This is a genomic window from Vibrio cionasavignyae, assembly GCF_050337155.1.
Taxonomy (GTDB): domain Bacteria; phylum Pseudomonadota; class Gammaproteobacteria; order Enterobacterales; family Vibrionaceae; genus Vibrio; species Vibrio nomapromontoriensis.
In genome coordinates, this window is sequence record NZ_JAKJSR010000012.1 from 51,411 (window position 1) to 77,159 (window position 25,749).

Annotated in this window: 17 protein-coding genes; 12 read left to right on the forward strand and 5 right to left on the reverse strand. The window is 44.9% G+C overall.

What is annotated here, in order from left to right; all coding sequences use genetic code 11:
- Position 1 precedes the first annotated feature (1 nt).
- From L4D74_RS08100 to L4D74_RS08130, 7 genes are all read left to right on the forward strand, one after another.
- Entirely contained in the window at positions 2-886 is an 885-nt protein-coding gene (locus tag L4D74_RS08100) for a cache domain-containing protein (RefSeq protein WP_428751630.1), read from the forward strand.
- Positions 887-1,299: 413 nt separating this feature from the next.
- The gene (locus tag L4D74_RS08105; protein ID WP_428751631.1) at positions 1,300-1,764 is read left to right on the forward strand and encodes a toxin-activating lysine-acyltransferase; all 465 of its coding nucleotides are present in this window, start codon (positions 1,300-1,302) and stop codon (positions 1,762-1,764) included.
- An 89-nt stretch (positions 1,765-1,853) separates the two neighbouring features.
- Positions 1,854-7,832: a hypothetical protein gene (locus L4D74_RS08110; RefSeq protein ID WP_428751632.1), complete on the forward strand. Its 5,979-nt coding sequence runs from the start codon at positions 1,854-1,856 to the stop codon at positions 7,830-7,832.
- A 60-nt stretch (positions 7,833-7,892) separates the two neighbouring features.
- Positions 7,893-8,189: a hypothetical protein gene (locus tag L4D74_RS08115; protein ID WP_428751633.1), complete on the forward strand. Its 297-nt coding sequence runs from the start codon at positions 7,893-7,895 to the stop codon at positions 8,187-8,189.
- A gap of 11 nt (positions 8,190-8,200) precedes the next feature.
- Positions 8,201-10,354, forward strand: coding sequence for a peptidase domain-containing ABC transporter (locus tag L4D74_RS08120; RefSeq protein WP_428751634.1), 2,154 nt, complete (start codon positions 8,201-8,203; stop codon positions 10,352-10,354).
- Complete coding sequence (locus tag L4D74_RS08125; RefSeq protein ID WP_428751635.1) at positions 10,351-11,697, forward strand: HlyD family type I secretion periplasmic adaptor subunit; 1,347 nt, start codon at positions 10,351-10,353, stop codon at positions 11,695-11,697. The genes L4D74_RS08120 and L4D74_RS08125 overlap by 4 nt, the downstream gene beginning before the upstream one ends.
- Before the next feature lies 1 nt (position 11,698).
- A complete protein-coding gene (locus L4D74_RS08130) occupies positions 11,699-13,201 on the forward strand; it encodes a TolC family protein (RefSeq protein ID WP_428751636.1) in 1,503 nt (500 codons plus the stop codon).
- A 58-nt stretch (positions 13,202-13,259) separates the two neighbouring features.
- On the opposite strand, the gene L4D74_RS08135 is transcribed toward L4D74_RS08130, so the two are convergent.
- On the reverse strand, positions 13,260-13,478 hold the full coding sequence (locus tag L4D74_RS08135; protein WP_428751637.1) for a hypothetical protein: 219 nt from the start codon (positions 13,476-13,478) through the stop codon (positions 13,260-13,262).
- Positions 13,479-13,790: 312 nt separating this feature from the next.
- Between L4D74_RS08135 and L4D74_RS08140 the strand changes: the two genes are divergently transcribed.
- The 4 genes from L4D74_RS08140 to L4D74_RS08155 all read left to right on the forward strand — a co-directional run bounded on the left by L4D74_RS08140 (position 13,791) and on the right by L4D74_RS08155 (position 17,862).
- Complete coding sequence (locus tag L4D74_RS08140; RefSeq protein ID WP_428751638.1) at positions 13,791-14,288, forward strand: hypothetical protein; 498 nt, start codon at positions 13,791-13,793, stop codon at positions 14,286-14,288.
- A 79-nt stretch (positions 14,289-14,367) separates the two neighbouring features.
- Positions 14,368-16,584 (forward strand): protein-disulfide reductase DsbD family protein, encoded by a 2,217-nt coding sequence (locus L4D74_RS08145; protein WP_428751639.1) that lies wholly within the window; start codon positions 14,368-14,370, stop codon positions 16,582-16,584.
- The gene (locus L4D74_RS08150) at positions 16,584-17,111 is read left to right on the forward strand and encodes a protein disulfide oxidoreductase (RefSeq protein WP_428751640.1); all 528 of its coding nucleotides are present in this window, start codon (positions 16,584-16,586) and stop codon (positions 17,109-17,111) included. Before L4D74_RS08145 ends, L4D74_RS08150 begins: the two co-directional genes overlap by 1 nt.
- Before the next feature lie 22 nt (positions 17,112-17,133).
- Positions 17,134-17,862, forward strand: a complete 729-nt coding sequence (locus L4D74_RS08155) for a DsbA family protein (protein WP_428751641.1) — start codon at positions 17,134-17,136, stop codon at positions 17,860-17,862.
- Between the two features lie 152 nt (positions 17,863-18,014).
- On the opposite strand, the gene L4D74_RS08160 is transcribed toward L4D74_RS08155, so the two are convergent.
- From L4D74_RS08160 to L4D74_RS08170, 3 genes are all read right to left on the reverse strand, one after another.
- Positions 18,015-21,698: a hybrid sensor histidine kinase/response regulator gene (locus tag L4D74_RS08160; RefSeq protein WP_428751642.1), complete on the reverse strand. Its 3,684-nt coding sequence runs from the start codon at positions 21,696-21,698 to the stop codon at positions 18,015-18,017.
- Between the two features lie 128 nt (positions 21,699-21,826).
- Positions 21,827-22,855, reverse strand: a complete 1,029-nt coding sequence (locus L4D74_RS08165; protein ID WP_428751643.1) for an HD domain-containing phosphohydrolase — start codon at positions 22,853-22,855, stop codon at positions 21,827-21,829.
- A gap of 278 nt (positions 22,856-23,133) precedes the next feature.
- Entirely contained in the window at positions 23,134-23,268 is a 135-nt protein-coding gene (locus L4D74_RS08170; protein ID WP_428751644.1) for an entericidin EcnAB, read from the reverse strand.
- Positions 23,269-23,514: 246 nt separating this feature from the next.
- Between L4D74_RS08170 and L4D74_RS08175 the strand changes: the two genes are divergently transcribed.
- Entirely contained in the window at positions 23,515-23,667 is a 153-nt protein-coding gene (locus L4D74_RS08175) for a hypothetical protein (RefSeq protein WP_428751645.1), read from the forward strand.
- A 57-nt stretch (positions 23,668-23,724) separates the two neighbouring features.
- On the opposite strand, the gene L4D74_RS08180 is transcribed toward L4D74_RS08175, so the two are convergent.
- Positions 23,725-25,329 carry a BCCT family transporter gene (locus L4D74_RS08180; protein ID WP_428751646.1) on the reverse strand — a complete coding sequence of 535 codons (1,605 nt, stop codon included), beginning with the start codon at positions 25,327-25,329 and terminating at the stop codon, positions 23,725-23,727.
- Between the last annotated feature and the right edge of the window lie 420 nt (positions 25,330-25,749).

The following is a 25,749-nucleotide window of genomic DNA, read 5'->3' on the forward strand; positions in this document are numbered from 1 at the left end:
ATTGAAAATACGACAAATTATAATGACGAGCATTGCGTTTTGGCTGGTGTTAGTCAGTCTAAACCTTCGCGCTGAAGAGGCGACGAATGTTTTGGAGATCAGTGAGCCGCATGTTTCGACCGAGGCCGAGTTAAGAACCAAAACGCTACTGGCAAAGGCGGTGCTTCATGTACAGGTTAATGGTGATGAAAGTGTGGAAGATTTTTCACGTGATGCACAATTTACGGATGGGGAGCTGTATGTGTTTGCGGTAGGTATCGACGGAGAATTTCTCGCCAGTGGTGGCTCGTCTATGGTGCTTATTGGCGACAGTGTACTTGATACGCAGGATGTTTACGGTAAACCCTTTTTTCGTGAAATGCTTTCTAAGGCAGTGCACAGCGGTTTTGGTGAAGTGGAATATCATTGGACGAACCCTACCGATAGAATGGGCGAACCAAAGCGAACGTTTTTTGAGCGTGTAGGGGATATCATTGTCGCGGTTGGTTATTACCCAGAGCGTTCAAGTTCGGCAGAAGCTAAGCACCTCCTTGCTCGCGCAATGACCGCAATGGTCAAATCGGAGCAGCAAAGCATTGCGGCATTTAATGATATTGATGGGGACTTCGTCGAAGGTGATCTCTATGTATTTGTTTTGGATATGAACTCAGGCAAATTTCTTGCCCATGGGACTTCACCTGAGCTCATCGGGCTATCGCATAATGAGATACTAAGCCCTGATAATAAGCCAATTATCACCGAGATGCTCAAGCTAGCACGAGAGAATGGTCGAGGAGAATACTCGTATCGTTGGCTTAATCCGCTCTCAAGTGAAGTGGAGAACAAACATACTTATTATCGAGTCATCGATAATAAATTGGTCGCGGTAGGCTATTACACTCGATGAGTTAATCTTGGCTGACTGCCAGACATCGCTCGTTATCGAGACACCATTAGAGGTTGTCTCGATAACGGGCAATCATATTCCCCCCAAGAAGAGCATAATTGGGTCGGTTTGCGATTGATGCCCATGCTTTAGCTGAAATTAACGATATAACGACTGTCGCTTTCTTCTAGCGCCTTTTATCAATATCTGCCTCTTTAGAACCCCATTTACCCACCTCTCGAGTGTTTACTTCAAACGTCTTTTCGATCTGTATTTACCAGTACAAGCGGTCTCATATACATCTAGTTTGATGATCGTGATCACTAAAATTAAAACAATTCGTCTCATAATTTAACTATTTGTTGAGTATAGGTGCATAAGTTACTAACAATAGGGATGACTGGTGAATATTTAAACAAGTTCGGAGAGGGTATATGAAGCTAGAGCGTCCATATATGAATGAGAAAGAGATGCAGCTTATTGGTGAAGTCTCATGGTTGCTATTGCAATCAGAAGTACATCGAGATTATCCCCTGCATGTTCTGGAAAGCCGTTTTTTGAATGCGATAAGAATGGGGCAATGTCGATTCTTTTATGATGAGCAAGGTCCCATTGGCATTGTGACTTGGGCACAAGTTACCCGCGAGTGGCATGAAAAGCTGACTGATGACGATGTCTGGCTACCGGAGGTGGAATGGAATAGGGGTAACTACCTTTGGTTCATGGACTTTGTTGCTCCATTTGGAAATTGCACCGCGATTCGAAGAAGTTTGAGCCAGCAGTTTAGCCATAAAGATCAAGCCTGGTGTCGACGTCTTGGCGCTGGTACTAAGGCCGACAGGGTATTTAAACATCGGAAAGGGCATGTTGAACATAGTGGTGCTAGTTATTTGAATTGATCGGGTGCTGTGGGGTGAAACCGATGACACTGCACGCGTCAGTACGCAGAAAGTAGCGAGTGTGTTTAAAACAACAGAAGGAAAATGAAATGGGAACGCGAAATTATCAAGGTGGTAACGGCGCAGACAGGCTTCATGCTGGTCACGCCACGCATAAAAGTATTATTTCAGGAGGGGGAGGAAATGATGATCTCAGTGCTGGACATACAACTTGGGAATCATGGATCTATGCCGGAGACGGTAACGATGTCATTGGTAACTACAACAAAGCACTGAACCAAATTTATATCTGGGATGGTGCCGGTGATGATTATGTCAATGTCGGCGCGGTGAACGTCAATATCTATGCGAGCTCGGGTAACGATACCTATAAAGTGACGTCTGGTAGCAATGTTTACATCGAGCTTGGTACCGGAGAAAAAGACGTGACGGTCAACTATGTCGGCTCTAAAGCAACATTGGTCGAGAAAGGTACGTGGTATGACCGTGATATTAATGTTAAGTCAGCGAATACCAGTGTAACCACGGGGTATGGTAATGACACGATATACGCCTTTGGAACCTTTAATTGCAAAGTGGAAACGTGGGGCGGGAACAATAATATTATCGCCGAAGGTGCGGGGGTCAGTGTGAAATCCGGTAGTGGTCACGATACGATCTATACCAGTGCGGTTTCTTCGTATATTCACAGTGGTAATGGTGATGATTGGATCGTCTCGAAAGGCGCGTCGGTAACAGCGCATACTGGCTGGAATGGGAATAATTACGTTTATGCTGGTGGCGCTCATGCGGATGTATGGACCGGCAATGGGCACGATGAAGTTGATGCTCGAGGTATTTACGCCAAGGTTCGTACTGAAGGTGGTAACGATATTATCAACATTAATGCGGTTGGTGCCACCGTTCATGCTGGTAGTGGTAACAACAAATTGTATATCCGTGCGGCGGGCGCAAATATTACGGCGGGCAATGGGCATGATTATGCCTACGTTGGCGCTGGGGTTGGGTTGGTTGATTTAGGTCACGGCAACAATACAGTGGATTATCACGCGGTTGGTGGCACAGTCAGAGTGGGCAACGGTAATGACAGAGTGAATGTGCGTGCTGTTGGTGTCGGTATGAATGTGGGGGAAGGGAATAATCATCTCGATGTTCGTGCAGCGGGTGCCAATATTACCGCGGGTAACGGTCACGATTACGCTTATGTCGGAGCTGCGGTTGGTTTGCTAAATCTAGGTCACGGTAATAATACGGTGGATTTTCATGCCATTGGCGGTGAAGTTCGCGTTGGTGATGGAAATGACCGAATTAATGTCCGTGCTGTTGGTGTCAATATCGACGCTAAGGGTGGACATAACCACATTGATGTACGTGCCGCGGGAGCTCGTATTACGGCAGGTAATGGTAATGATTATGCCTATGTCGGTGCGGGGGTAGGGCTACTTGACCTTGGTGAAGGTAACAATCACGCCGTGTTGCATGCCGCCGGAGGCAATGTCTTTGTTGGAGATGGTGATGACCGAATTGAAGTAAAAGCGATAGGTGTCAAGATTGATGCTAAGCATGGTAACAACACTATTTTAGTGAGTGCGGCGGGTGCTGAAATTACCAGTGGCAATGGTAATGATGTGATTGATTCGCTCTCGGTCGGCGGTCAGTCGATTAACTCAGGAAACGGCAATGATGTCATTAAAGCTTACGGTGGCGTGAATGTGGTTTCTGCGGGATGGGGCAATAACACGATTGATGCACGAGGTGGGATGAACGTGGTGCAGGTTGCCCATGATAACAATACCATCCACAGTGCTGGTGGCCTTAACGTGGTGTTAGCTGGTCATGGACGAAATACCATTGATGCCTTTGGTGGTGGAAACTTCGTGTTTTCAGGCAATGGTCGCAATACGATTCATGCGGCAGGCGCGTTGAATATTGTCTTTGCCGGCGATGGAAAAAATGTCATTCGAGCGGAAGGTGGTTTTAATATCATTGGCACGGGTAATGGCGGCGGTTCAGGCGCTTCTTCTGTTGGACAGGTTGCTCACGGCGAAGTGGCAGGCAATGAAATCCGTGCTTATAGCTTCGGTAATTTCATTTTGTCAGGCGATGGCGACGACAAAATTCGAGCTGGGGGGTTACTGTCAATTGTCACTGAGGATGGTGATGACTTTGGCAAGGATACAGGGGTCGATCATCTTAAAAATTTAGCCAACGTAACAAGCGCAGGAAATATTGTTCTGGCGGGCGAAGGCAACAACGTAGTGAAAGTATACGGCGGAGGTAATTTAGTTCAAACGGGGTCAGGTAACGATCTCATTGTCGCGTTTGGTTATGCGAATTTGATCATTGCAGGAAATGGCACCAATGACATTACCACGCTTGGGGCTTACAACATTGTTTGGGGCGGCTCGGGCGACGACACGTTATGTACGATGGGCGATTCAAACATTTTTATTGCTGGTGACGGGAATAACACCATGACAGCAATAGGATTGAACAATGTCTTCCTTGGTGCTGGTGGCAATGATGATGTCATGGTGGCTGGTGCAAACAATATTTTGGTCATGGGCGGGGGCGACAACATCGCCGTTGCGGTAGGCGGCAATAATATTTTCCAAGGCGCCAGTGGTAACGACGCATTTATTGGTCTAGGAAATGTCAACGCTATGCTTGCGGGTAATGGTGACAACTTTATGGTTGGCGTTGGGATGAAAAACCTGTTCTGGGCAGGCGATGGCAATGATGTGATGGTCGCGCTAGGACAGCTGAATGTCATGCTGGCTGGTGACGGTGAAAATGATGTCATTGTGGCAGGCATGGACAACATTGTTCTGACGGGCAGTCAGGATGATGCGGTTGCCGCGCTTGGCACGAAAAATATCATTTCTACGGCTTCGGGTAACGATACCATTTATGCCTTTGGGTATTCGAATTTCGTTCATGCAGGCGGAGGGAATGATGTCGCGATTCTAGCGGGGCGTTACAACGTCGCCTTGACGGGGTGGGGCAATGATATTGTGGCTGCTGTTGGACAGCATAATATTTTACTGACCGAAGGCGGTGACGACGTTGTGCTTTCGGTTGGTCAAAATAATGTGGTTCTATCGGGAAGTGGTAACGATACGATAGCGGCATTTGGTAAGGAAAACTGGATAGCTTCAGGTGGTGGTGCAGATATCATTTTAGCCGTTGGTAAACGCAACATGATCGCTGCAGACAATGAGATTACCTTTTCAACAGAAGAAATTACAGAGCTTAAAAAAGGCACTGAAAATATGTTCCAAGAGAAGGATGACAAAGGTGAGCGTAGTGGTGATCCTGTAAAAGGAACGCTGGGTTCAGCAAGCTTTGAAGCTGAAATGAAAATGAGTGGCAACTTCAATTTGCTATTCCCAGAGATGGACTTCTCCGATCCAAGTGTCCCGGATTGGAAGACCCCATCATTGACGATTCCTCAGTATGACTTTGATATCCCACCTATCCCTGCATTGAAATCGGCGCCTTCATACCAATATGGTTCGCTGGGTAACTATGGCTTACCCGAAATTCATTTACCTACTATCAGTACACCGGAAATAGAGATACCGAGTATCACGTTGCCGTCACTTTGCATGCCATCACTGAGTGGATTTGGAGTGGAAGTCGATAGCCTTGATTTGGAGTTAACGTACGAATTGGATGTGAATTCATCAATATTCAGTGGTGCGGACTCGATGCTAGGTGACCTATTTGGTTACGAGTCGGGCGGCGGACAAAGTAGAAACATTCTTAACTCCCAAGCCGAGTTTAAGCCAAGGTTGAATGATAATGGTGCGTTCTTAAATATGTATACCTATCAATCGGCTGATTTGGGCGACATTGATACGGCAACGAAAGGGGCGTCTGACAATTATTTCCTTTACGGCGACGAGGACACCCCTGCCGAAGCTGGTACAGACAATCACTTGATCAATGAAACATCGGTTGGGCAATGGACAACCCCAGATGACTTTGAACTTAAACACACTGAGACCACATCTGGAGGTGGTGGCGGTTCTACCGGAACCGACTCGACGACCTATACCACGGTCAAGCTTCCAACATTGCATTTACCTGAGATAAAAGTGCCAGAATTCAATCTTAACGGTTTTGACTTGTCAGGATTTAGTTTATTTGGCACGGCCTTGAGTGGGCGTGAGTTCTATGGTTTCAAGGTTCCAAACTTTGAAATTCCAGAATTTGGTGTTCCTGACTTTAGCTTAGGTGACTACACCGATATGGATGCGCTGACACTGCCTGCTCAGGCCATCAATATACCCGCATTTTCTATTCCTAATGTGATTGGGATTGATTGGTCTGAACGGCTGCCTTCTTTTGACAATAACTACCACCTACTTCAAGAAAATGAAGCGGGAGATTGGGGGGATGTCATGCTGGCGCTTGGGGATACTAACCGACTGATGGGAGGTCGTGGTGACGACGTCGCGATTGGCGTTGGCCGAGAAAACGTTGTTTATACTGGCCGAGGTAATGATATTGCCCTCATGGTTGGCGCAGAAAATACTTGGCGTGATGACTACGGTGCAAATATTGCTCTGGCGATCGGCGGGACAAACACGCTCGCGGGTGGTGTTGATAATGATGTGCTGGTGGCCATCGGCAATGAAAATAACCTGTCAGGCGGCATTGGCGAAAATCTCATAGCGGCGATAGGTAACAAAAATACGATTACCGGCGACACCTCTCCGGGGATGCCGGGCGATACGCCTAAAAATGTCATCTTTGCACTGGGTAATGAAAACACCGTTAAAGGTGGCTTTGCCACAACAACAGCCGTGGTTGTGGGTAGAAAAAATACCGTTAAGACGACCTTTAAAGACGACTATATCGTTTCCATCGGTGTGGAAAATACGGTTTCTCTGCATAAAGGGAAAGACGTGGCATTTGTGATGGGCATTGATAATAAAGTCTATGGCGATGATGTTGATCAGTTCGGTGCAGATAATGATGTCATTGTCGCAGCTGGATTGCGCAACATGATCGACGGAGGTGGTGGCAACGATGGACTGTTTGCGGGTGGGTTATTCAATCACGTAGTAGCCGGTAACGGTGATGACTTAGTGGTCTCGATGGGCAGTAAGTCACTGGTCAGCGGTGGCAGCGGTAATGATGTTATTGCGACGATTGGCGGCGCTAATACCGTAACCGCTGGTTTAGGTGACGATTTTGCTATCAATTTAGGCTTAGCCAATGTTGTCTCGATGGGAGAAGGCAACGACACGGTACTTAATATTGGTCTCGCAGGTGTGACTTCTGGTGGCGAAGGGAACGATGTATTCCTTGATCTGGGCTGGGAGACGTTTGACTTACTTACCTCTAGTGGCGCAACCATTATTAACAAAGTATTGGGTGGGTTGACCGACTTTATGGGCAATGTTGTCAGCACCTTTGGTGGTGACAAACAAGATAGCATCGCTTCTTTACTCAGTTTTGATGACCAATCGGTGTCATTGGGTAACGCAGGTAACGATGTGTTTGTCTCGGGCTTTGGCCGCTCTCAAGTCACAGGAGGCACCGGCAGTGATAGCTATCGATTTACCTTGGGAAGTGGCCGGTTTGATATTTATGAATCGGATACGCCTAACGAAATCGACACGCTGTTTATCAACTCCAACTCGACGCAAAACGACGTGGTTTTTTCTTTGGATAATTTGGTGTTATCTACGGATTATACAAACTTGGACGTTGTCTTTGATGGTCAGTCTGTCGCTGAGATCGGTCTCAATAATTGGGGGGATAACGATGTCTTTAATGTTGAAGGGTTAGCTAACCTTAGCTTTAGTCAACTTAAGCAGCATTGGGACAATATGGACGCATCGGTATCAGAGCAGTTAAGAGGTTTTGATGCCTTTGATTCTGCGTCTGCACTTGAAGAGGGCGCACAAGCTACCATTGCTTGGCTCAATGATGGCGAAGCTGGAAAAGTCGATTTCGGCGACATCAATGATGGTTTATCGAATATGGTCGATAGCATTATTGGTGATATGCACGATTCGAAAACAAAAATTGATAGCGCAGTAGGACTTGCGTGATCGGGAGCCTAGCTCGGTTATTGAGCTAGGCATTTTTTTATCTAGTAAGGAAATTAAATCATGGCAGATCAACATTATATTGATGGCATTGAAAATGTCGCGATCATTGCAGGGAATATTCGAATGGACTTTTATACGTTTGCAGTTGACCCAGAAACAAGCGGTAAGGAGCCGCCAAAAGAGCATAATTTACGTTTAGTGATGTCTCCGGATGCGTTTTTACGTAGCTGGCAAACTCATGCGCAACTGCTGGAAGAACTGAAAAGTCGCGGGCTAGTAACAGAGAAGCAAGCGAATACCGAACCTGAAGTCACTGAAGACCAGCCAGCCGCTAATCTTGCCCCGAGCTTTAGTTAAAAGGAGAGGATATGAACACAGCATTGGACGCGTATGTTCTTATCGCTCGGTATTACCAGATATATCATTCTGCTGATACCTTGATACGCGATCATGGGGTCAAGGATGAGCCTATGACAGCGTTGGATTTAACGCTCTTGATTAATCAAACTGGATTAACAGCACAGTGTACGACACTGCGTTGGCGTCAGTTTATAAGGTTAGGAGCGGCGTTCCCTATTATTATTCAGCTGAGTAACAGTGAGTTTGTTGTTGCAGCTGGAGTACGTGCATCATCAAGCGGTGAGTTAGAAGTATTAATTCAGGATCCCAAGGCTGCGAGTATGGATCTTGTGCCTATCGCAGAAAAAGCCTTTCGTTCGTATTGGAAAGGCTGTTGCATTTTTGTCCGTCCCATTGGCTCGGAGTTAGGGTTAGAGCAGCCATTTGGTTTTCGCTGGCTCTTTCATGAAGCACTGAAACAACCTGCGATGTTATACAACATTATCGTAGTCTCGTTATTTCTCCATATTATTGCGTTTGTTGTCCCGCTATTTTCCATGGTGGTCTTCGATAAGGTTATTGGCTACTCCGGTTATTCCACGCTTCATGTTTTGTTCATCGGTGCTGCGGCCGCTTTAGTGATTAGCGGCGTGCTATCTTTCATTCGAAATCTTATTATTTTACATGCTGTTGCAAGGTTAGATATTGAAATCGCTCACTTAACGTGTCGGCGCCTATTTAGGCTTCCTTTAGCTTTTTTTCATAAGGTAGCGGCAGGTAAACTGGCGAAACAGGTGCAAGAAGCAAGTAGTATTCGAGAGTTTATTACTGGGAATTTACTTTTTACGTTAATCGAACTTACTTCCGTTGTCGTTCTGATCCCCGTGATGTGGTTTTTTAGCCCAACGTTAACTTGGTTAGTGATTGGTTTTTCAGCCGTTATTATGTTGAGTTTAGTGGCGGTTCTTCGTCCTTATCGAACACAGTTGGAGGCACTCTATCTAGCCGAAGCCGAACGCCAGTCCATTGTGGTGGAAAATGTGCGCGGTATGGAAACGATAAAAAGCATGGCGATAGAGGAGCGACAAAAGCGTGAATGGTTAGAAGTCACTGCCGATGTTGTGTCTAGGCAACATAGAGTAGGGCGATGGAGCGGCTACATTAATGAAATTAGTGGCTTTCTACAAAAACTCATGTCATTGGTGATCATTTGGTTAGGGGCGCAATTGGTTCTGGCGGGAGAAATGACGATCGGTACCTTGATTGCGTTCAACATCATGGCGAGCCGTATCGCGGGCCCGTTGGTGCAGCTTGTGGGATTGACCAGCAAATTTCAGCAGACTTCGATTAGTGTTGATATGTTGGGACGCGTGCTCAATAGCGCACCAGAGCGTGTAAGAGAAGGGGGCGTGACGTCACCAATCGCGGGTCATATTGCGGTAAAGCAGTTAAGTTTTCAATATGAACCGAATCAAGCCCCAGTCATTGACCAGCTCAGTTTTGATATTGGGCGAGGTGAGAAAATAGGCATAGTTGGACCGAGTGGCTCCGGAAAAAGCACTTTGACTCGGCTTCTTCTTGGTTTTTATAATCCGACGCAAGGTTCTATCCGAATTGACAATAACGAACTACGGGAATATGAGCCCAATTATCTTCGTTCCAAAATTGGCATTGTTTTACAAGATAGCTTCCTATTTCGAGGTTCGATAAAAGACAATATCGCTAAGTCGAGCCCCAGTAAATCACTAGAAGAGATCATACAAGTCGCTCAACTCACGGGCGCAGACACCTTTATCGACAAGCTCCCCCAAGGCTATGACACGATGCTGGAAGAAAACGGCAGCAACCTGTCAGGTGGTCAGCGCCAGCGACTTAACTTTTCTAGAGCACTGCTCGACGATCCTAAAGTGTTATTAATGGATGAGGCGACCAGTGCGCTTGATGCGGAAAGTGAGCAACACATATTGGATAACCTGTATCAACTTGCCCAAGGTAGAACGCTGATCAACATTTCACATCGTTTATCTTCAATGCCTTATATGGATCGTATTTTGGTCATGAACGAAGGGAAACTGGAAGATTTTGCTTCTCACCACGAGCTATTGTCACGATGTTCACTGTACAAAGAACTATGGAATCGGCAGCACCCAGCGTCGTTTGCGATACAGGAGCGCGTCGGATGAAGATTGAACCTCATGATCCGTTGATAGAACATGCCCCTAAATGGCAGCAGATTCGCCATTCTTATCCGAACCGGCCCATGTATTTGTCATTGTGGGTATTACTGGTTGCTATTGTCGCGCTAATTACGTGGTCTTGTATCTTCAAAGTGAATACTTTTGTCGTTGCAAGAGGGCATGTTAAGCCCGTGGCGCAAAATATTGTTATTCAGAGCCAGGCTGAAGGGTTGCTTGAGCAATATTTTGGTAGTGCGGGAACGGCCGTATCAAAGGGAGACCTCATTGCGATCGTTGGTGGGAGGCCAATAGAGTCAGACATTCGTTCTACCCGATATCAAATGCAACGAATGAAAGCGCGCATCCGACGACTGGAAGCGGAGTTAGCTAATGAGGCCTATGATGTGGATAGTCCTCCGCGATCCTCTCAAAAATTAGAAGCTTCCTTGTTTAAAGCAAGGCGTTCAGCCTATCAAGCAACGGTTACGGCCAAAAATGTCATGCTGACCTCGCTCGACACGCGATTAGGGAGCATGAAGCAAGAAGAAGTTGTGGTACTAAAGCAAATTGAACTACAAAAAAAGCTCGTTGCTGATAAGCAAAGGTTGTATCAACAAGAAAAAGATCGATTTCGTCGAACGGGACCTAAGCGAGAAGCTTACCTTGATGCTCAAAAGCAGTTGTTAGAAATGCAGAGAAAGCACACGTCGTTGGTGAGCGCCATGACGTCGTTAAAAACAGAAGCCAAAAACACCCTTAGTGAATTAAAGCGATACATCAGTCAGCAACAAGTCGATATTTCAGATCAGTTGGTGAAATCGACGAGAGAATATATTGCGCTTGAGCAGCAGCTCTCTGCGTATCTCGTTCGACGAAAATTAGCTGAAATTCATGCCCCTATTGACGGCGTCATACTAAAAGTCGCGGACAAAACGTTTGGCAGTTACGTCGCAGCGAATGAGTTTTTATATGAGATTGTCCCAAATAATAGTCCGATGGAGATCGTTGTTGATTTAAACCCTTCTGACATTAACCAGGTCTCTATTGGTGATGCTGTCACAATTAAACTGGATTCGTTACCTTTTACTAAATACGGCACGATGAGCGGCTCGTTGCGGCAGGTGAGTGAAGATGCGCTTACTGATGATGTCTACGGTAAAGAAGCGCTGACGTTCCGAGGTTGGATCGATATTTCGAGTCTTGATGATATTCGGGATGCGCCTAGCGATTTTCGATTACAGCCGGGGCTGACGCTCGAAGCTAATATTCAAACGGACAAGCGAACGCTCATTTCATATCTTGTTTTTCCAATTGCTAAGGCATTTAACGAAAGTTTCAGGGAGCCTTAGGATGCGATTCACCTTATTGATTATAAGCGCATTGATACTGTCTGCTTGCTCCGTCACTCCAGTTAAAGTGACACAAGAACAAATAGATCTGCGAGTGATGCAACAGAGCAAATGGATTGAAAATACCCAGATGGAAATCACGGGGCCACTATCCCTGTCTGACGCGGTTATTCTAGCTTTAAAGCATAATTTGGAAATTGAGCAAGCAAGGTATCGAGTATTAGTCGGGCAAACCGCGCTTAATCATTCGGTGTTGGGCTATTTGCCACAACTTAATTCGAATTCGAATCGATACGTGAGAAATAATGATGGCGGCGCCGTGGATGTGTTGCCTCCGGCGCGGGATAAAAATTCTTCGTCGACGACAATATCATGGTCTTCACTCGACCTTGGACAAGCCTATTTGAGAGCGCAAGAGTTGGGGAATGAGGCCTTGATGGAGGAGCAGCAGCAACGGCGGGTGTTGACTCGCATTGTTCGTGAAGTATTGAGTGCTTACGTTGAACTTGCCGCCATTGAGCAGGAAATAGAACAATCTAGGCAAATTTTAACGTTATTGGACCGCAGTTTAGCTCGAGTGAAGCTGCTGGAAAATAGTCATTTGGTGGATCCGCTAGTCTTGCTTCAATATCGTGAACAATTGCTTAGGTTACGTATTCAACTGGAAGATTTAGAACTTGATTATTTGTCATCAAAACAGGAACTCATGACATTAATAAGCGCACCTGGCTTGGAGGTGTCAATTGTTCATAAAGGTCAAAATACGTTTAATCTCTCGCTTGATGGTACTGAGCTTAAGGTGTTGGAGCGTTTTGCGCTTTATCATCGCTCTGACCTGATGGAATCTATGTATCAGATTAAAAATGCAGGGCTTGAGATAAAGCGAGCGTGGTTGGATGCATTGCCAAACTTCTCCGTGGGTTATTCGAGTTATTATGATTCGGATCCAAACCTGAGAAACAGTGAGTGGCTTCAAGTTGATCTGAATCTAGCAATAAAGGTGATTGAGTTACTGACATTACCTGCGAAACTTGATGAGTTAGAAAAGCGTCAAGCACTTGAGCAGTTGGCTTCGTTGGCGAATGCTGTTGCCATTGTTGGTCAGATTAGAGCTGCCAATATCGCCTATCAAACGGATAAAAAGCGTTTGGCTATGGAGTCACAGAGAACGCGTACTCTTGAAGAAATATTTGAGTTAAGGCAGCAAAGGTTGAGCTATGAATTAATGGATGAATTGGACTTATATAAGGCGCAAGTGCAATGGGTTATTGCGAAGGTTAAGAAGGCCCAAGCGTATAGTCAGTATCAAAGATCCATTTTACGAATACTCGAAGAGTCAGGTGTGGACTTATTTCCAACAACGTCTGCGACAGCGACATCAAGTGAATTTAAAACCAGCGTCGAACACTGGTTGCGTGATTTGCCGAGCAATGTTTCTCAGCTGCTAGCTCAGTACAATGGAACCCCAAAATGCCATGCTCCGAGTTTACATGGCTGCTCGTAATGCCTGCTTAGTGATCATGAAGATTCAGGCGTCATTAAGGTTTAGCTGTGATCAAGAGTTAGCTGTCATTAAGACTTAAATGGCGCTGATAACCCGAAAATCCATTATCTCCCCAGTATGCGCTATTTGATTCACCACCAAGTAGCAAAGCTTGGATCGTGTCTACTCGGCAACCAAGCTGCTGAGCGAGTTCAAAAACACTACCCCGTATCACCTCTGAGGTCGCGACGTTGATGAGACAATATTGTTCGTGGTTAGGGTTAAGACAATAAGCCATAGGGGACCTCCAGTGGTTAGAATGAACATTAAACCTGTTTAATATACCCATAAATAACACAAAGTGGAACAATTCATTTCAATAAATGAATTTTTGTATTTATTGAGCGTTAAGAATGACAAGTGGAATATGAGGGGAGTAACGGGATGACCGCAAGCGGTGGGTGTATATTGTTAACAAATGAAAAAAGGCGAAGAATTCACTAGAGTTAAGGGTTGAGGTTCTCTACACTGGTCGCCGCTCGCTCATAATCTTAGCGTACGCTTAATATTGATCGTGCTTTAGCATTTGACTAACGGTAACGAAACCATTTTGACGCAACGTTTTTTCTCTGATCTTCGTGAGAAGTCTTTACACAAAAAAGCAAAATTCGCTTTGACCTTAACGGTTTGGGTGCTGTTTGTGTGTTTGTTGCAAAATAGTGGTGTGCTGCAAGTGTGTTCGCCGCTAAAAGACAGGAGTGACGTAGCCACAACGCCAGTAGTCGCACAGCCAAATCTACAGCAGGGTTTAAATACCGCGCTGAACGCCAGTGCTCTTGAGAGTATGTCATTAGACAGTTCAGCCTCTAAGAGTACGAGCTCACCACTACAAGGCGGCAATCAGCAAGCCAGCGAAGAGTGTCATCTGTCTAGCCAGTTATTGAGTTTCCATATCTTCGATCTTGATAGTCTTTGGCTGATTCCCCTTATTGTCACGCTTCTCGCTCTGGGTATTTATCGTGTTCAGAGAATGTCGTTTTTCCCCTTTACACCGCCGATTTTTAGTCGATATCGGATCCATCTCCGGCACTGCACTTTCCAAGAATAACGCTTCCAGAATAAGAGACATTTCCGTTTTCGGTTGTTAACACAACTTAACACGTCGTAATTTTATTTTAGGAATATCAATGAAAAAGCAAACAGCATACCTGCGCTCCGTCGTACAGCGACTGGCGTCATTTGTGTTTGGCCTTTGGTTTTTGAGTACGTTAATACTCAGTCCTCTGGCATTAGCTAATCCTCCTTCTGCGTCTGCTAGCTCAATTGCAGCAAGCGTTGCGCTCGAAGGCGAATCAATAAAACATCAGCAGGCAGGCGCGGAGACTGGCTGGATTACAAGCGAAGTCCATCCACATGTTGAAACACGCGTAGTCCTCACTGGACAAGTTGATGAGCGAACTCAAACCGTAGAGGGTTTTCTAGAAGTCCGTTTATCGGGTGATTGGAAAACGTATTGGCGATCTCCGGGTGAGGGCGGCATTGCTCCTTCTCTGGACTGGCAACAATCAAGCAATATCAAGGCGATAAAATGGGAGTGGCCTTATCCCCATCGCTTCGAACTCTTGGGTTTAGAGACGTTAGGCTATAAACACGATGTCGTCTTCCCACTGCATATCGAAGTTAACGATATTCACGCACCCGTCAACTTGTCGGCGACGGCAACGATTTCAAGCTGTACTACCGTTTGTGTATTGACTGACTTCCCGATTGATATGACGTTTGTGCCCAGTGAACTGTCCTTATCAGAAACAGCGATGTATCAATATGCGCAAGCGATGAGTCTTGTGCCTAAAACGTCCCCTTTGATTGATGATGTCGATGCCATTTGGGACGCATCTCGTCAAGAGCTTCAAGTCACCGTGCTTAACGCGAGAGGATGGGTGAAACCGGATCTGTTGATTGATAGTCAGGATGATGTGGTTGAGGACTATTCATTTTTATCGCCCAAAATTAATATAGATGGCGATAAAGTCGTGGCGACGTTTAAGGTCACGAGTTGGTTAGGTGACCCCGATTTGGATTCACGTTCGATCTTGGTCACGATGATTGATGAAAACCTACTAGCGGAGCAAGCGATAACGGTAAATAGCGGAGTTATCACAGGCAATGACATCGCCAGCTCTTTGTCGTCTGCTTCTATGTTATCGATGCTTGGTTTTGCATTGTTGGGTGGTTTGATACTCAATATTATGCCATGTGTGTTCCCGGTATTAGGGATGAAATTGAGCCATGTTATTTCCGCTGCAACGGCAGAGAAAAAGCAAATACGCGCCCAATTTGTTGCCTCATCTATGGGAATAATCACGTCATTTTTGCTACTGGCTTTATTTATTACCGTGTTGAAATGGTCAGGGTCTAGCATTGGGTGGGGCATCCAGTTTCAAAGTGGTGGGTTTATCGCTTTTATGGTGCTGGTCACCGGGTTATTTGGTGCCAATATGCTGGGTTTATTTGAGCTTCGCTTACCGAGTTCAATGAACACCTGGATGGCAACTAAAGGCGACAATTCTTATATCGGTCATTTTGTACAAGGTATGTTTGCTACGCTTTTGGCTACGCCATGTTCTGCGCCATTTTTAGGCACGGCGGTGGCTTTTGCGCTTGCAACTAGCACTGGTGCGACATTCGCCATCTTTACGGCACTTGGCTTAGGGATGGCGTTGCCGTGGATCCTCATCGCGATGTTTCCGCGTTTGGTATCGTGGTTGCCCAAGCCTGGGGCGTGGATGAACCGAGTGAAAATCGTATTCGGTGCGATGATGTTGCTAACGTCTACTTGGTTGTTATCGTTACTCAGCCATCACTTACCAGCGTTTTGGATTGGAGCCTTAGCCGTAGCAGCAATGGTGTGGTTATTTTTACGTGTTAAAGCCTGTTATGGCGATAGGGCAGCACTGTTGCTCGGTGGGGTGAGTATCATTGCTCTGGCGGGTGGCTTAATTATTGGCAGTATGACAGCAGAACGTTGGGCGACACCATTGCCGCCTGAGCCTGACTGGGTGTCGTTATCGACCACTCGGATCACCGATGAAGTAGCGGCTGGCAATGTGGTTTTTGTAGACGTGACGGCCGATTGGTGTATTACCTGCAAGGCCAACAAAATTGGGGTTATTCTCCAACCACCGGTTTATGACACGCTGCAACAAACGGATGTCATTGCGATGAAAGGTGACTGGACCACTCCAAGTGATGACGTCACCGCGTTTTTGCGCTTTTATGGCCGATATGGTGTGCCCTTTAACATCGTGTTTGGTCCCAGTGCGCCAGAAGGCATCCCTTTGCCTGTCATTCTGACTGATGATGTTGTGCTTAATGCTATTTCGGCGGCGCGAGGTGAGCAGTGATGTGGTCTCGTAAAAAATCAAATAAGGCGTCAGTTAAAGGCTGGCGTCGGCATGTCCGAGAGTGGGCAGCAATAATCATGGTTATGGTGGTGGTGACGATAGTCATTGATAGCTACCGTACTCGTGATATGCCTCAGTCTGACTTGCCAGCCTTAAGTGGCAAGACGTTAGATGGTCAGTGGGTTGATGTGCTGGAAGAAAGTAAGCAAGCGCCCGTTATCGTCTATTTTTGGGCGACTTGGTGTCCGGCGTGTAAGTTTGTCACGCCTACGATTGATTGGTTTAGCAATCACTATAAGGTGATTGGTGTCTCTGTTAGCTCTGGTTCAGATGCTCGGGTGAATCGATTTATGGCGAGCCAAGATAGGGATTTTGCAAACATTAACGATCCGAAAGGAGAGTTAATGAATAGCTGGAGTATTAGTGTCACGCCTACCATCGTTATTATCAACAATGGGAAAATCGAGTCGATGACAACAGGGGTGACAACCCCAATGGGTTTATTTGCTCGCATGATGATGCTTTAGATTATTTTTACGGATAACAAAAATGAATAAAATGAAAAAGATAGCCACAGTCTTATTGCTCGGTCTAATGAGTGTACATAGTGTTGCGGGTCCTGTTTCTAGTGAAACAGAGACAAAAATTAATGACATCACCCAAATGCTTCATGACAATCCGGAAGTGGTGGATAACCTTCATCAAAGTCTGATGGCTTTTATTGCACAGCAGCAAGGGGTTAGTACAACACTACAACGCTATCAACCTCATACCAATAGTGCAGTGCATAGTGCTTTTGGGGCGATAGAAGCCCCTGAGTTAACCATTCTCAATGTGACCGATTACAATTGTCCTTATTGCAAAAAGTTAGACAAAGAGCTTGAGAAATTAGTGAAAGATTACCCTCAAGTTAAGGTGGTGAACATTTATCTACCACTTAAAGAACGTAACAATGAATTGGGATACACAACCGCGAGTTATGCATTAAATGTGTGGAGGGAAATGCCAGATAAATACCAGCAAGTACATGATTTTCTGGTGGCCAATCCTCGCTTGCACAATGAACGCACGTTGAAAGCAATCGCGGAAAAAACGGGCACACAAAGCCAGTTAGTTACATCAAAAGTCTCTGATGAAGTGCTAGACAGAAATTATCAGTTCTTTGCCGATTTAGGTTTGCGTGGTACGCCAGCATTGGTGATTAATGATCAGATTATTCCTGGTTATTTGCCTTACCCACAATTGAAACAGGCTCTAGAGGCAGAGCTAAAGCTGTAGTCAACGTTCGAGAGTTGATGACGTAATATTCATGCCCTGAGCGATATGCTTAGGGCATTTTATTTTGGCAGTGAGCGTCTCATTGTGGTGAATATTTGGTGTGTGACATTCACTCATTATACCGCCACTCATTGCGTTGAACGCCCTGCACCTCATGGGTTCAAGTGTTGCGTTAAAATGTGTGTGATAGTTTCAAAGTCGTACTGTTCCATCGCTGTTGTCAGTAGAGCTTGTTGATGTTCATTTAGTCCAATAGATTCAATGACAGCAGGGTTATCGAGTAAAGATATCGCTTTCATATCAAAATCAGCGGCATATTGAATAATCATTTCTAACTGGCTGTTATCTGTCGTTGGAGTGTTAGGCACGGATTTGGCTGTATCACTTGTTGTTTGCTGTGTTGAGTATGTGTGGGCGGAAAACGGCAGTAGCGGTGTTAATTGCTCGACCATTGTTTGAATACAGTCATTAAGCTCTGTTTCTAGTGAGTCAAGGTTGCTCGGGCCTACATTCGACAATGATGCTTCAATGTCACTGCATAATGTTGTGATTGTCACCATTCCTAAATTTCCGGAGACGCCTTTTAAAGTGTGAATATCCAGTTGGTAGCTTTTGGGCGTTTGTTGCGTGAGGGAGAATGTTGTCCCTCTATATTGCTGACAAAATTGATTTAATAGTTTGAGATAGAGCGCGGTGTTTTCACTGGCGGCTTTTAGCCCATTTTGACACTGCAGTCCTTCAATGGATTGTAAGTCAGACAGCAGTTGTCGACGCTCATCACTACGAGACGATTCTACCGAACGGTGTTGTGGAGGTGTGATTGGCGTGCCATCTTTATTCACGGTTATCCATTTCGCCATGATTCGAAACATCTCATCAATCAGAAGTGGTTTTCCGATGAGATCATTCATGCCACTTGCGAGTACTTTTTCTTTGTCTCCAACCATAACATTGGCAGTTAGCGCGATAATGGGTAACTTGTTAAGTCCCAGTTCCTGTCGGGCGCGTTTTGTGGCTTTGTAGCCATCAAGCACTGGCATTTGACAGTCCATTAACACGCCGTCGTAGTGATGGGTAGCGAGTTTTTTTAGAGCACTTTCACCGTTACTAGCAATCTCTACGGACATGCCGTTCATTTCGAGTATTTCACAGGCAACCTCCTGATTTATCTCATTGTCTTCAACAAGAAGGATCTTGGCCCCTTTTAAACTTTCAATATCCTTACTCATTTGAACATCCCGCTTCCGACGATGAGGGGAGCGTTGTTTAGAGATCAGAGTATTCATAAGTAAGTCAACCAAAGAGGAGTTAGTAAATGGCTTCTCTAGGATATCGGCCACCATAATATCGGTGTCTTGAAGTGCCTCTGAAATGCCATCCGATCCCTTGGAAGATAAGATGACCAATTTACTGACGAGTAATTCAGAGAACTGTTCACGTAGCTTATAGATTTCGTCGATGTTGTTGAAGTTGTCGAAGCGCCAGTCATAAAGAACAAGGTCAGCTTCAATCGCTTTGTCTTGCATCGCCGTGGCGAGTTCGGATAAGTTGCTGAAGCAATGCACTTCACATTGCATACGTTGCAGTTGGGCATTGATGATTCTAGACGCTTCTTTCGAGTCATCGACGAGTAGAATCTTCTTACTACTCAATACTGAAGGGTAGAGGGCTTTGCTATTATTGACTATCTCGCCGAATTGCGCAGTAAAGGTAAACACTGAGCCTTGGTTGGGCTGACTTTCGACAGAGATATCACCGCCCATGAGTGTGACGAGTTTTTTGGTAATAGCGAGACCTAGACCGGTACCACCATATTTTCTGGTTGTTGAACTATCAGCTTGGCTAAAGGACTGAAACAGTTTTTTGATCTGTTTTTCTGTCATCCCTATACCGTCGTCAATGATTTTGAACTGTAGGGTGTAGTGACCGTTGGTGTAGGAAAGGGTTCGGATTTGAACTCGGATCTCTCCTTGCTCGGTGAATTTAACAGCATTGGTACCTAGGTTGATTAACACTTGTTTTAAGCGTAAGGCATCGCCCATCATTACTGTCGGAACATTGGGGTCAATATCGATGAGTAGGTCGAGGTTTTTATCTCGAGCACGATCTCCGGTGAGGTTGATAAAGTCTTCAATTACCTCATCAAGAGAGAATTCAAGTGACTCTAGTTCAATCTTGCCCGCTTCTACTTTGGAAAAGTCGAGAATGTCGTTGATCACCCCTAATAAAGACTTTGCGGAACTGTGAACTTTCGTGATGTAGTTGCGCTGCTTTTTATTGAGCTCAGTTTCTAAAGCAAGGTGGCTCATGCCAATAATGGCATTCATTGGCGTGCGAATTTCATGGCTCATTGTCGCGAGAAAGTCCGATTTTGCTTGGTTGGCGTTTTGTGCCACGTCATTGGCTTGCTCTAACACCTGTGCGACACCTTGTAATTCGGTATGAGAACGTCGAATGAGATACCCGAGCATCATTAAGGCGAGAACGAATAATATCGCGCCATATGAAATGTAGGCGGAAAGATCTCTGGCTTGCGACATTTCACTAAAGCGTCGATTTCGAATATCGAGAATAGCCCCATCAATCTCAACGGCGGACTCCACCATTCGCTTGGCGATACTGTCTGTTTGATTGGAAACCGTTTGTACCCGATGGAAATCATCCAAATACATTTTTAGTACAGGTGAAAGCTGTTTGAACAATTGTTTTTCATCATTTTCTATCAGCAAACTCGCAATAATTTCTATTCGGTGTAATGCTTTTTGTAGCAGATAAATGACTTCCTGAGCGTAGATACTTTTCGCTTCTTCACTGATGGCTAAAGAAAAATCGCGGTCGGTTTGGCGTGCAGAATCAATTTCTGTAATGAGAGCGGTGATCTCTTTAGAAATATTGAGGCGCTGCGCCATTAAGTTTTGAATATTGGCGACTTTTTCTTGGGCGAGTTCAAACACAAGGGTTTCGTTGCTTCTTAAGTCTAGTGAGGCTTGAGCAAGTTCAAACGCGGTCATAGCAAAATTGCGTATCAGGGGGTTATCAAGGCTAACATCTTTTGGTCCAGATACATTTTCCAATTGATGGAGACGATCATAGAATTCATTTTCTAGCAGGTCGAGTTTGGATAGGAGTGCTCGGCTACGTTTATCTTTTACTCTAGAACTTAGCTGCTCTAAGTAGCGAGATATTTTCTTAAGTTCAGCTAGGCTTAAGCGGTAGTCTTTTTTATTGCTAAAGACAAGAAAGTCTTTAGCAAAATTACGAGCTGACTCAACGGAAACTGAAAGTTGGTAAGACGTTGCAGAGTTTTTTGAAATATCACTCATCTCTTTGCGAAGCTCATCAACTCGCATTTTATCTAAGTCAATATATTTGAGCTGCAGGCGATGAATAGCGTCCGATAATGTACTGGCTTTCCGAGCATTCTGCACCATCACATTTCGCTCTTGAAGGAAGTTTAAACTGAGATCGACATAATTGCCAAAGTCGCTTTCGTATTGGGAGATTTTATGAATAAGCTCCTGAGTACCATAGCTGTCTTGTTGCCGTTCTAGGTGAAAGGTATTAGCTAGTACGAGTGCTTCTTGCATGTAATTTAACGCGACATCTGATTCTTTTACGGCCAAATCTCGAGTAAACGATAACTCGTGCAGACGAGCGCGATCTAATGTTAACAATAGCTGCCCAGCGCCTTCGTACCGATCAACGGAGCTAAATAATTTGTTTAGGCTTACCCAAGCCATTAGTCCAATACTGAACAGCATGACAACCACAATCAAAAATCCAACCACAATACGGTTAGAGCGTATGATTGAGCGTTGTACGTCATTAGAGAGCATGGCAGATCTTCCTTGATTGTGTCTTGTATGGTACGAGTGTAAGTTAGTGGTGGGCCCATGGTGAGTGACTATGCTGTCAAACGGTTATGCTGCCAAACGACCATGTTGCAAAATTACCTCGTCGAAAATTAGTCACTAAATCGTTGTTTTATTTTATTTATCTCGTCTTTTAAACAGAGAAAAATGTCGACTAATTGTGGGTCAAAATGTTGGCCTGATTGCTCAGTTAAAAACTGAAATGCATCTTCTACTGTCCAAGCTCGTTTATAGGGGCGGACACTTGTGAGGGCATCAAATACATCGGCAATCGTGACGATACGTGCTGAAAGGGGAATATTTTCGCCGCTAATGCCTTTAGGGTAACCACTGCCATCCCATTTTTCATGGTGGTTTTGGGCAATCTCCTTTGCTAAATCAAGTAATGGTGACGAATAAGAGCCCAAGATTTCAACGCCATAGTCCACATGACGCTTCATTTCATGCCATTCGTCGTCATTGAGAGTATCGGGTTTTAGTAATATGTTGTCCGCAATTCCAATTTTACCGACATCATGCATTGGCGCGGCTTCAAACAGCAGATCCCGCCATTTAGGGTCTACATGAATAGCGTCGGCGAGTAAGCGGCTATAATGACTCATACGAATAACATGCATACCGGTTTCATTGTCTTTAAATTCGGCGGCTCGCCCTAAGCAGTTAATAATTTCAGATTGGTTTTGTCGTAATTCTTGAGTACGGATTTGTACTTCGAGCTCAAGGGCTTGTCGCTGATTATGTAAGAAGAGATGCGTTTCGACACGAGCTCGGACGATAGGAGGGCTGATGGGTTTGGTAATATAATCGACGGCGCCAAGGGCAAACCCTTTGGTCTCATCCTCTGTTTGAGTTTTGGCGGTGATAAATATTACGGGGATATCTTGGGTAACTGGGTGAGACTTAAGTTGTCGGCAAACGTCGTATCCATCCATTTCTGGCATCATGATATCGAGCAAAATGAGATCGGGTTTGGGTAAGCGGTGTGCAATCTTTAGGGCGATTTTGCCACTGGTCGCTATTTTTATTTGGTACTTTTCTGCAAGCACACCGTTGAGCAGGTCAAGGTTATCAGGCGTATCATCAACAAGCAGTATAGTGTGCTGTTTTTTCTCTATGCGCATTTCTATTATCCACAATTATACTCTTGCTTAAGTATTGTCTAACATGCTGATAAATCAATAAATAGCTTGTGAAAACATAGCGAATATTTGTGATGCGAGCTCCAATTGGTGTTAATCATGGTGGCGACTGTATTGAGTGGCTTGGTCTATCCAGCCTGGTTTTTTACCAATTGTTTGAGCTTCTCTCATAACCAGCGGTGAACCAGATTGTCTTGATCGCGCTTATGCCACAACATTGTTTGTAGCTTTTTTTGCCGTGATAAAGCACGCCATCGGTGTTACTCAGTGGCTTCATGGACGGCTTCTTTGGTGTCATTCCATATCTTAGAAGAATCATCTTTTACTCCCTTCCATGTATTGGAGCAGCCACTAATGAAAAATGTGATCGCAATAAGTAATAGCAAGTTTTTCATTTCTAGAGCCTCAATGTATTTGTCTAAGCACGAACAATATCAAAAGTTATGAATTAGGTCTTATTACGTGATGGCAACTGAGACACACATACCGCAATAGCGGTAGAACCGAGCGAGTCGTTTCTAGTTTCTATACGACACGGCCTTTCATTTACCCACGCTTTAATCAAGGTGAGAAGCTTGTATAATCTTGGCTAAATAAACCCATAGCGGTTAACGATAATTGGATATGGTTGTGCAAATAACATGAGAAAGTACTATACCGTTGAGGGCGATAAGCGCGCCAAAAAAGCTTACCCAAAGCTGGCACTTTGTGAAAAGTGTGTGCAAGACTATGTTGTGATCAGTGAAGGTGAACGTACGTATGATGAATGTGAAAAGTGCGGAGAAGATAATTAATACTGGCTCAGGCTTATCAACAAATGCTGTTGATAAGCCTTAATTCTAGGTTAAACCCTAAGCCGATTTGCTTTCGGTGACTTTGGGTTGTTCGACCTCAGTCAATAAGGCTTTCACTAAGCTGATTGCACCGAGAATTAGAATCAACGTAAACGGCAGGGCTGCGATAATAGTAATGGATTGCAGCGCCTGAATAGAGTCCGTTCCACCAATCCATAGCATTACCATTGCAATGACGGCAGAGATAAACGCCCATACCACTTTTTGTTTAATTGGCAGCTCCAATTTTCCACCCGCGGTCATACTATCGACAACGATAGAGCCAGAATCAAGGGTGGTAACAAAGAAGACAATGATCAGCGCAACCGCAATGATTGAAAGTAAATTGCCAATTGGATAGGCGTCTAGCATATAGAATAAGCTTAACGACACATCGCTAATGCCTTGCTCGACGCCGAGTTGCCCAACCTTATCAATAATCTGTTGGATAGCAATACCACCAAAGAAAGACATCCATGCGGTGGTGACTAAGGTTGGCACAACCATGACACAAACTAAAAACTCACGGATGGTGCGCCCTTTAGATATTCGAGCAACGAACATGCCAAAGAATGGAGCGTAAGCAACCCACCACGCCCAATAAAACACAGTCCAACCATGCAGCCATGTTGTGTCCTCACGACCAGAACTTTGACTTAATGGAATGATGTTTTTCACATAGCCCACAACCGCTGTTGTTACTGAGTCGAGTACAGTGGTGAAATTGAGTATGGCAAGAAAGCCAAGGAAAACAAAAGCGATAATCATGTTGAGGTTACTCAACACTTTAACACCACCATCCATCCCACGAATCACTGAAATAATGGCTAAACCCATGATAACTAGGATGACCAGAAGCTGAAGGAAAAGGCTATTTTCAAATCCAAATACGTGGCTTATTCCACTTGCGGCTTGAGAGCCGCCCAACCCTAGAGAAGTCGCTAGTCCGAATAGAATGACCAATACCGCCATAACATCAATGGCATCACCAATCTTACCCCAAACCCTTTCACCAAGTAGGGGATAGAAAATTGAGCGCATGGAAAGTGGTAACCCTTTGTTATAAACAAAGTAGGCTAAAGCGAGTGCCGTCATGCCATAGATAGCCCAGGCGTGGAATCCCCAGTGAAATACTGCTGCGCCCAGTGCCAGTTCGCGACCTTCAGAGGTATACGCCTCGACATTTAACGGGGTACCAAACCAATTGGTGAAAAATGCGGTTGGCTCGGCGACCCCCCAAAATATCAGTCCAATGCCCATACCGGCGGCAAATAGCATGGAAATCCAGGACAAAGTGGAGTAATCAGTTGTCGCCTCGTCTCCCCCTAAGCGGATTTTACCTAAAGGTGAAAAAGCGATACCAATGGCAAACAGTAGCAGTATGTTTGCACCCCAGATGAAGACGAAGTCAAATTTAGAGAGCGCGGCTGCTTTAACTGCATCGATGGCCGCTTTGGCATCGGCAGGTGAAAGCACTAAAAGTGTGATGATAAAGAGAATGGATAAACCTGCCGACGCCGTAAATACGGTGTTGTGAACGTCCATCCCCCATTTAGTGATGTTGTCTTGACCAACCTGATAGTCGGTAGAATCTATACTGTATTTTTTTGATTTAAAACTCATAGTAATGAGGTTTGTATATCCGAATGCACGGATACAACGACCAACTCCATTTTTAATTAATCTTTGATTAGACGGATAGTGCTATATAACCCCCGGCACTTTTTGTGAACTCGTCACGTTACGTCACGCCCAATCCCAGCGCCGTAATCTAACATAAAAGCGACCAGTCATACTTGGTATTTTGATTAGTGCTCTAAAGGTTTTGTGCGAATAAAATAGCAACGAAAGGTATATATAGAAAGGGCTTCAACTAATAAGGGGTGCCTTTGGGTTGCTGATGTGACATATAAATTTACAATATCAATGCACCAACAATGGTTTTGGTTATGTGCGTAGATGCATTGTTTTCAATGGGTTGTGCGTGGTTTTTGTTGATGCAAAGTGATCAGGGAGTTTAAGCACGGCTTTGTTAGTAACAAT

Bases quoted from the DNA above. Each gene is read 5' to 3' on its own strand.
- L4D74_RS08105 (WP_428751631.1), top strand. From the start codon at position 1,300: ATGAAGCTAGAGCGTCCATATATGAATGAGAAAGAGATGCAGCTTATT.
- L4D74_RS08110 (WP_428751632.1), top strand. From the start codon at position 1,854: ATGGGAACGCGAAATTATCAAGGTGGTAACGGCGCAGACAGGCTTCAT.
- L4D74_RS08115 (WP_428751633.1), top strand. From the start codon at position 7,893: ATGGCAGATCAACATTATATTGATGGCATTGAAAATGTCGCGATCATT.
- L4D74_RS08120 (WP_428751634.1), top strand. From the start codon at position 8,201: ATGAACACAGCATTGGACGCGTATGTTCTTATCGCTCGGTATTACCAG.
- L4D74_RS08125 (WP_428751635.1), top strand. From the start codon at position 10,351: ATGAAGATTGAACCTCATGATCCGTTGATAGAACATGCCCCTAAATGG.
- L4D74_RS08130 (WP_428751636.1), top strand. From the start codon at position 11,699: ATGCGATTCACCTTATTGATTATAAGCGCATTGATACTGTCTGCTTGC.
- L4D74_RS08135 (WP_428751637.1), bottom strand. From the start codon at position 13,478: ATGGCTTATTGTCTTAACCCTAACCACGAACAATATTGTCTCATCAAC.
- L4D74_RS08145 (WP_428751639.1), top strand. From the start codon at position 14,368: ATGAAAAAGCAAACAGCATACCTGCGCTCCGTCGTACAGCGACTGGCG.
- L4D74_RS08150 (WP_428751640.1), top strand. From the start codon at position 16,584: ATGTGGTCTCGTAAAAAATCAAATAAGGCGTCAGTTAAAGGCTGGCGT.
- L4D74_RS08155 (WP_428751641.1), top strand. From the start codon at position 17,134: ATGAATAAAATGAAAAAGATAGCCACAGTCTTATTGCTCGGTCTAATG.
- L4D74_RS08160 (WP_428751642.1), bottom strand. From the start codon at position 21,698: ATGCTCTCTAATGACGTACAACGCTCAATCATACGCTCTAACCGTATT.
- L4D74_RS08165 (WP_428751643.1), bottom strand. From the start codon at position 22,855: ATGCGCATAGAGAAAAAACAGCACACTATACTGCTTGTTGATGATACG.
- L4D74_RS08170 (WP_428751644.1), bottom strand. From the start codon at position 23,268: ATGAAAAACTTGCTATTACTTATTGCGATCACATTTTTCATTAGTGGC.
- L4D74_RS08175 (WP_428751645.1), top strand. From the start codon at position 23,515: ATGAGAAAGTACTATACCGTTGAGGGCGATAAGCGCGCCAAAAAAGCT.
- L4D74_RS08180 (WP_428751646.1), bottom strand. From the start codon at position 25,329: ATGAGTTTTAAATCAAAAAAATACAGTATAGATTCTACCGACTATCAG.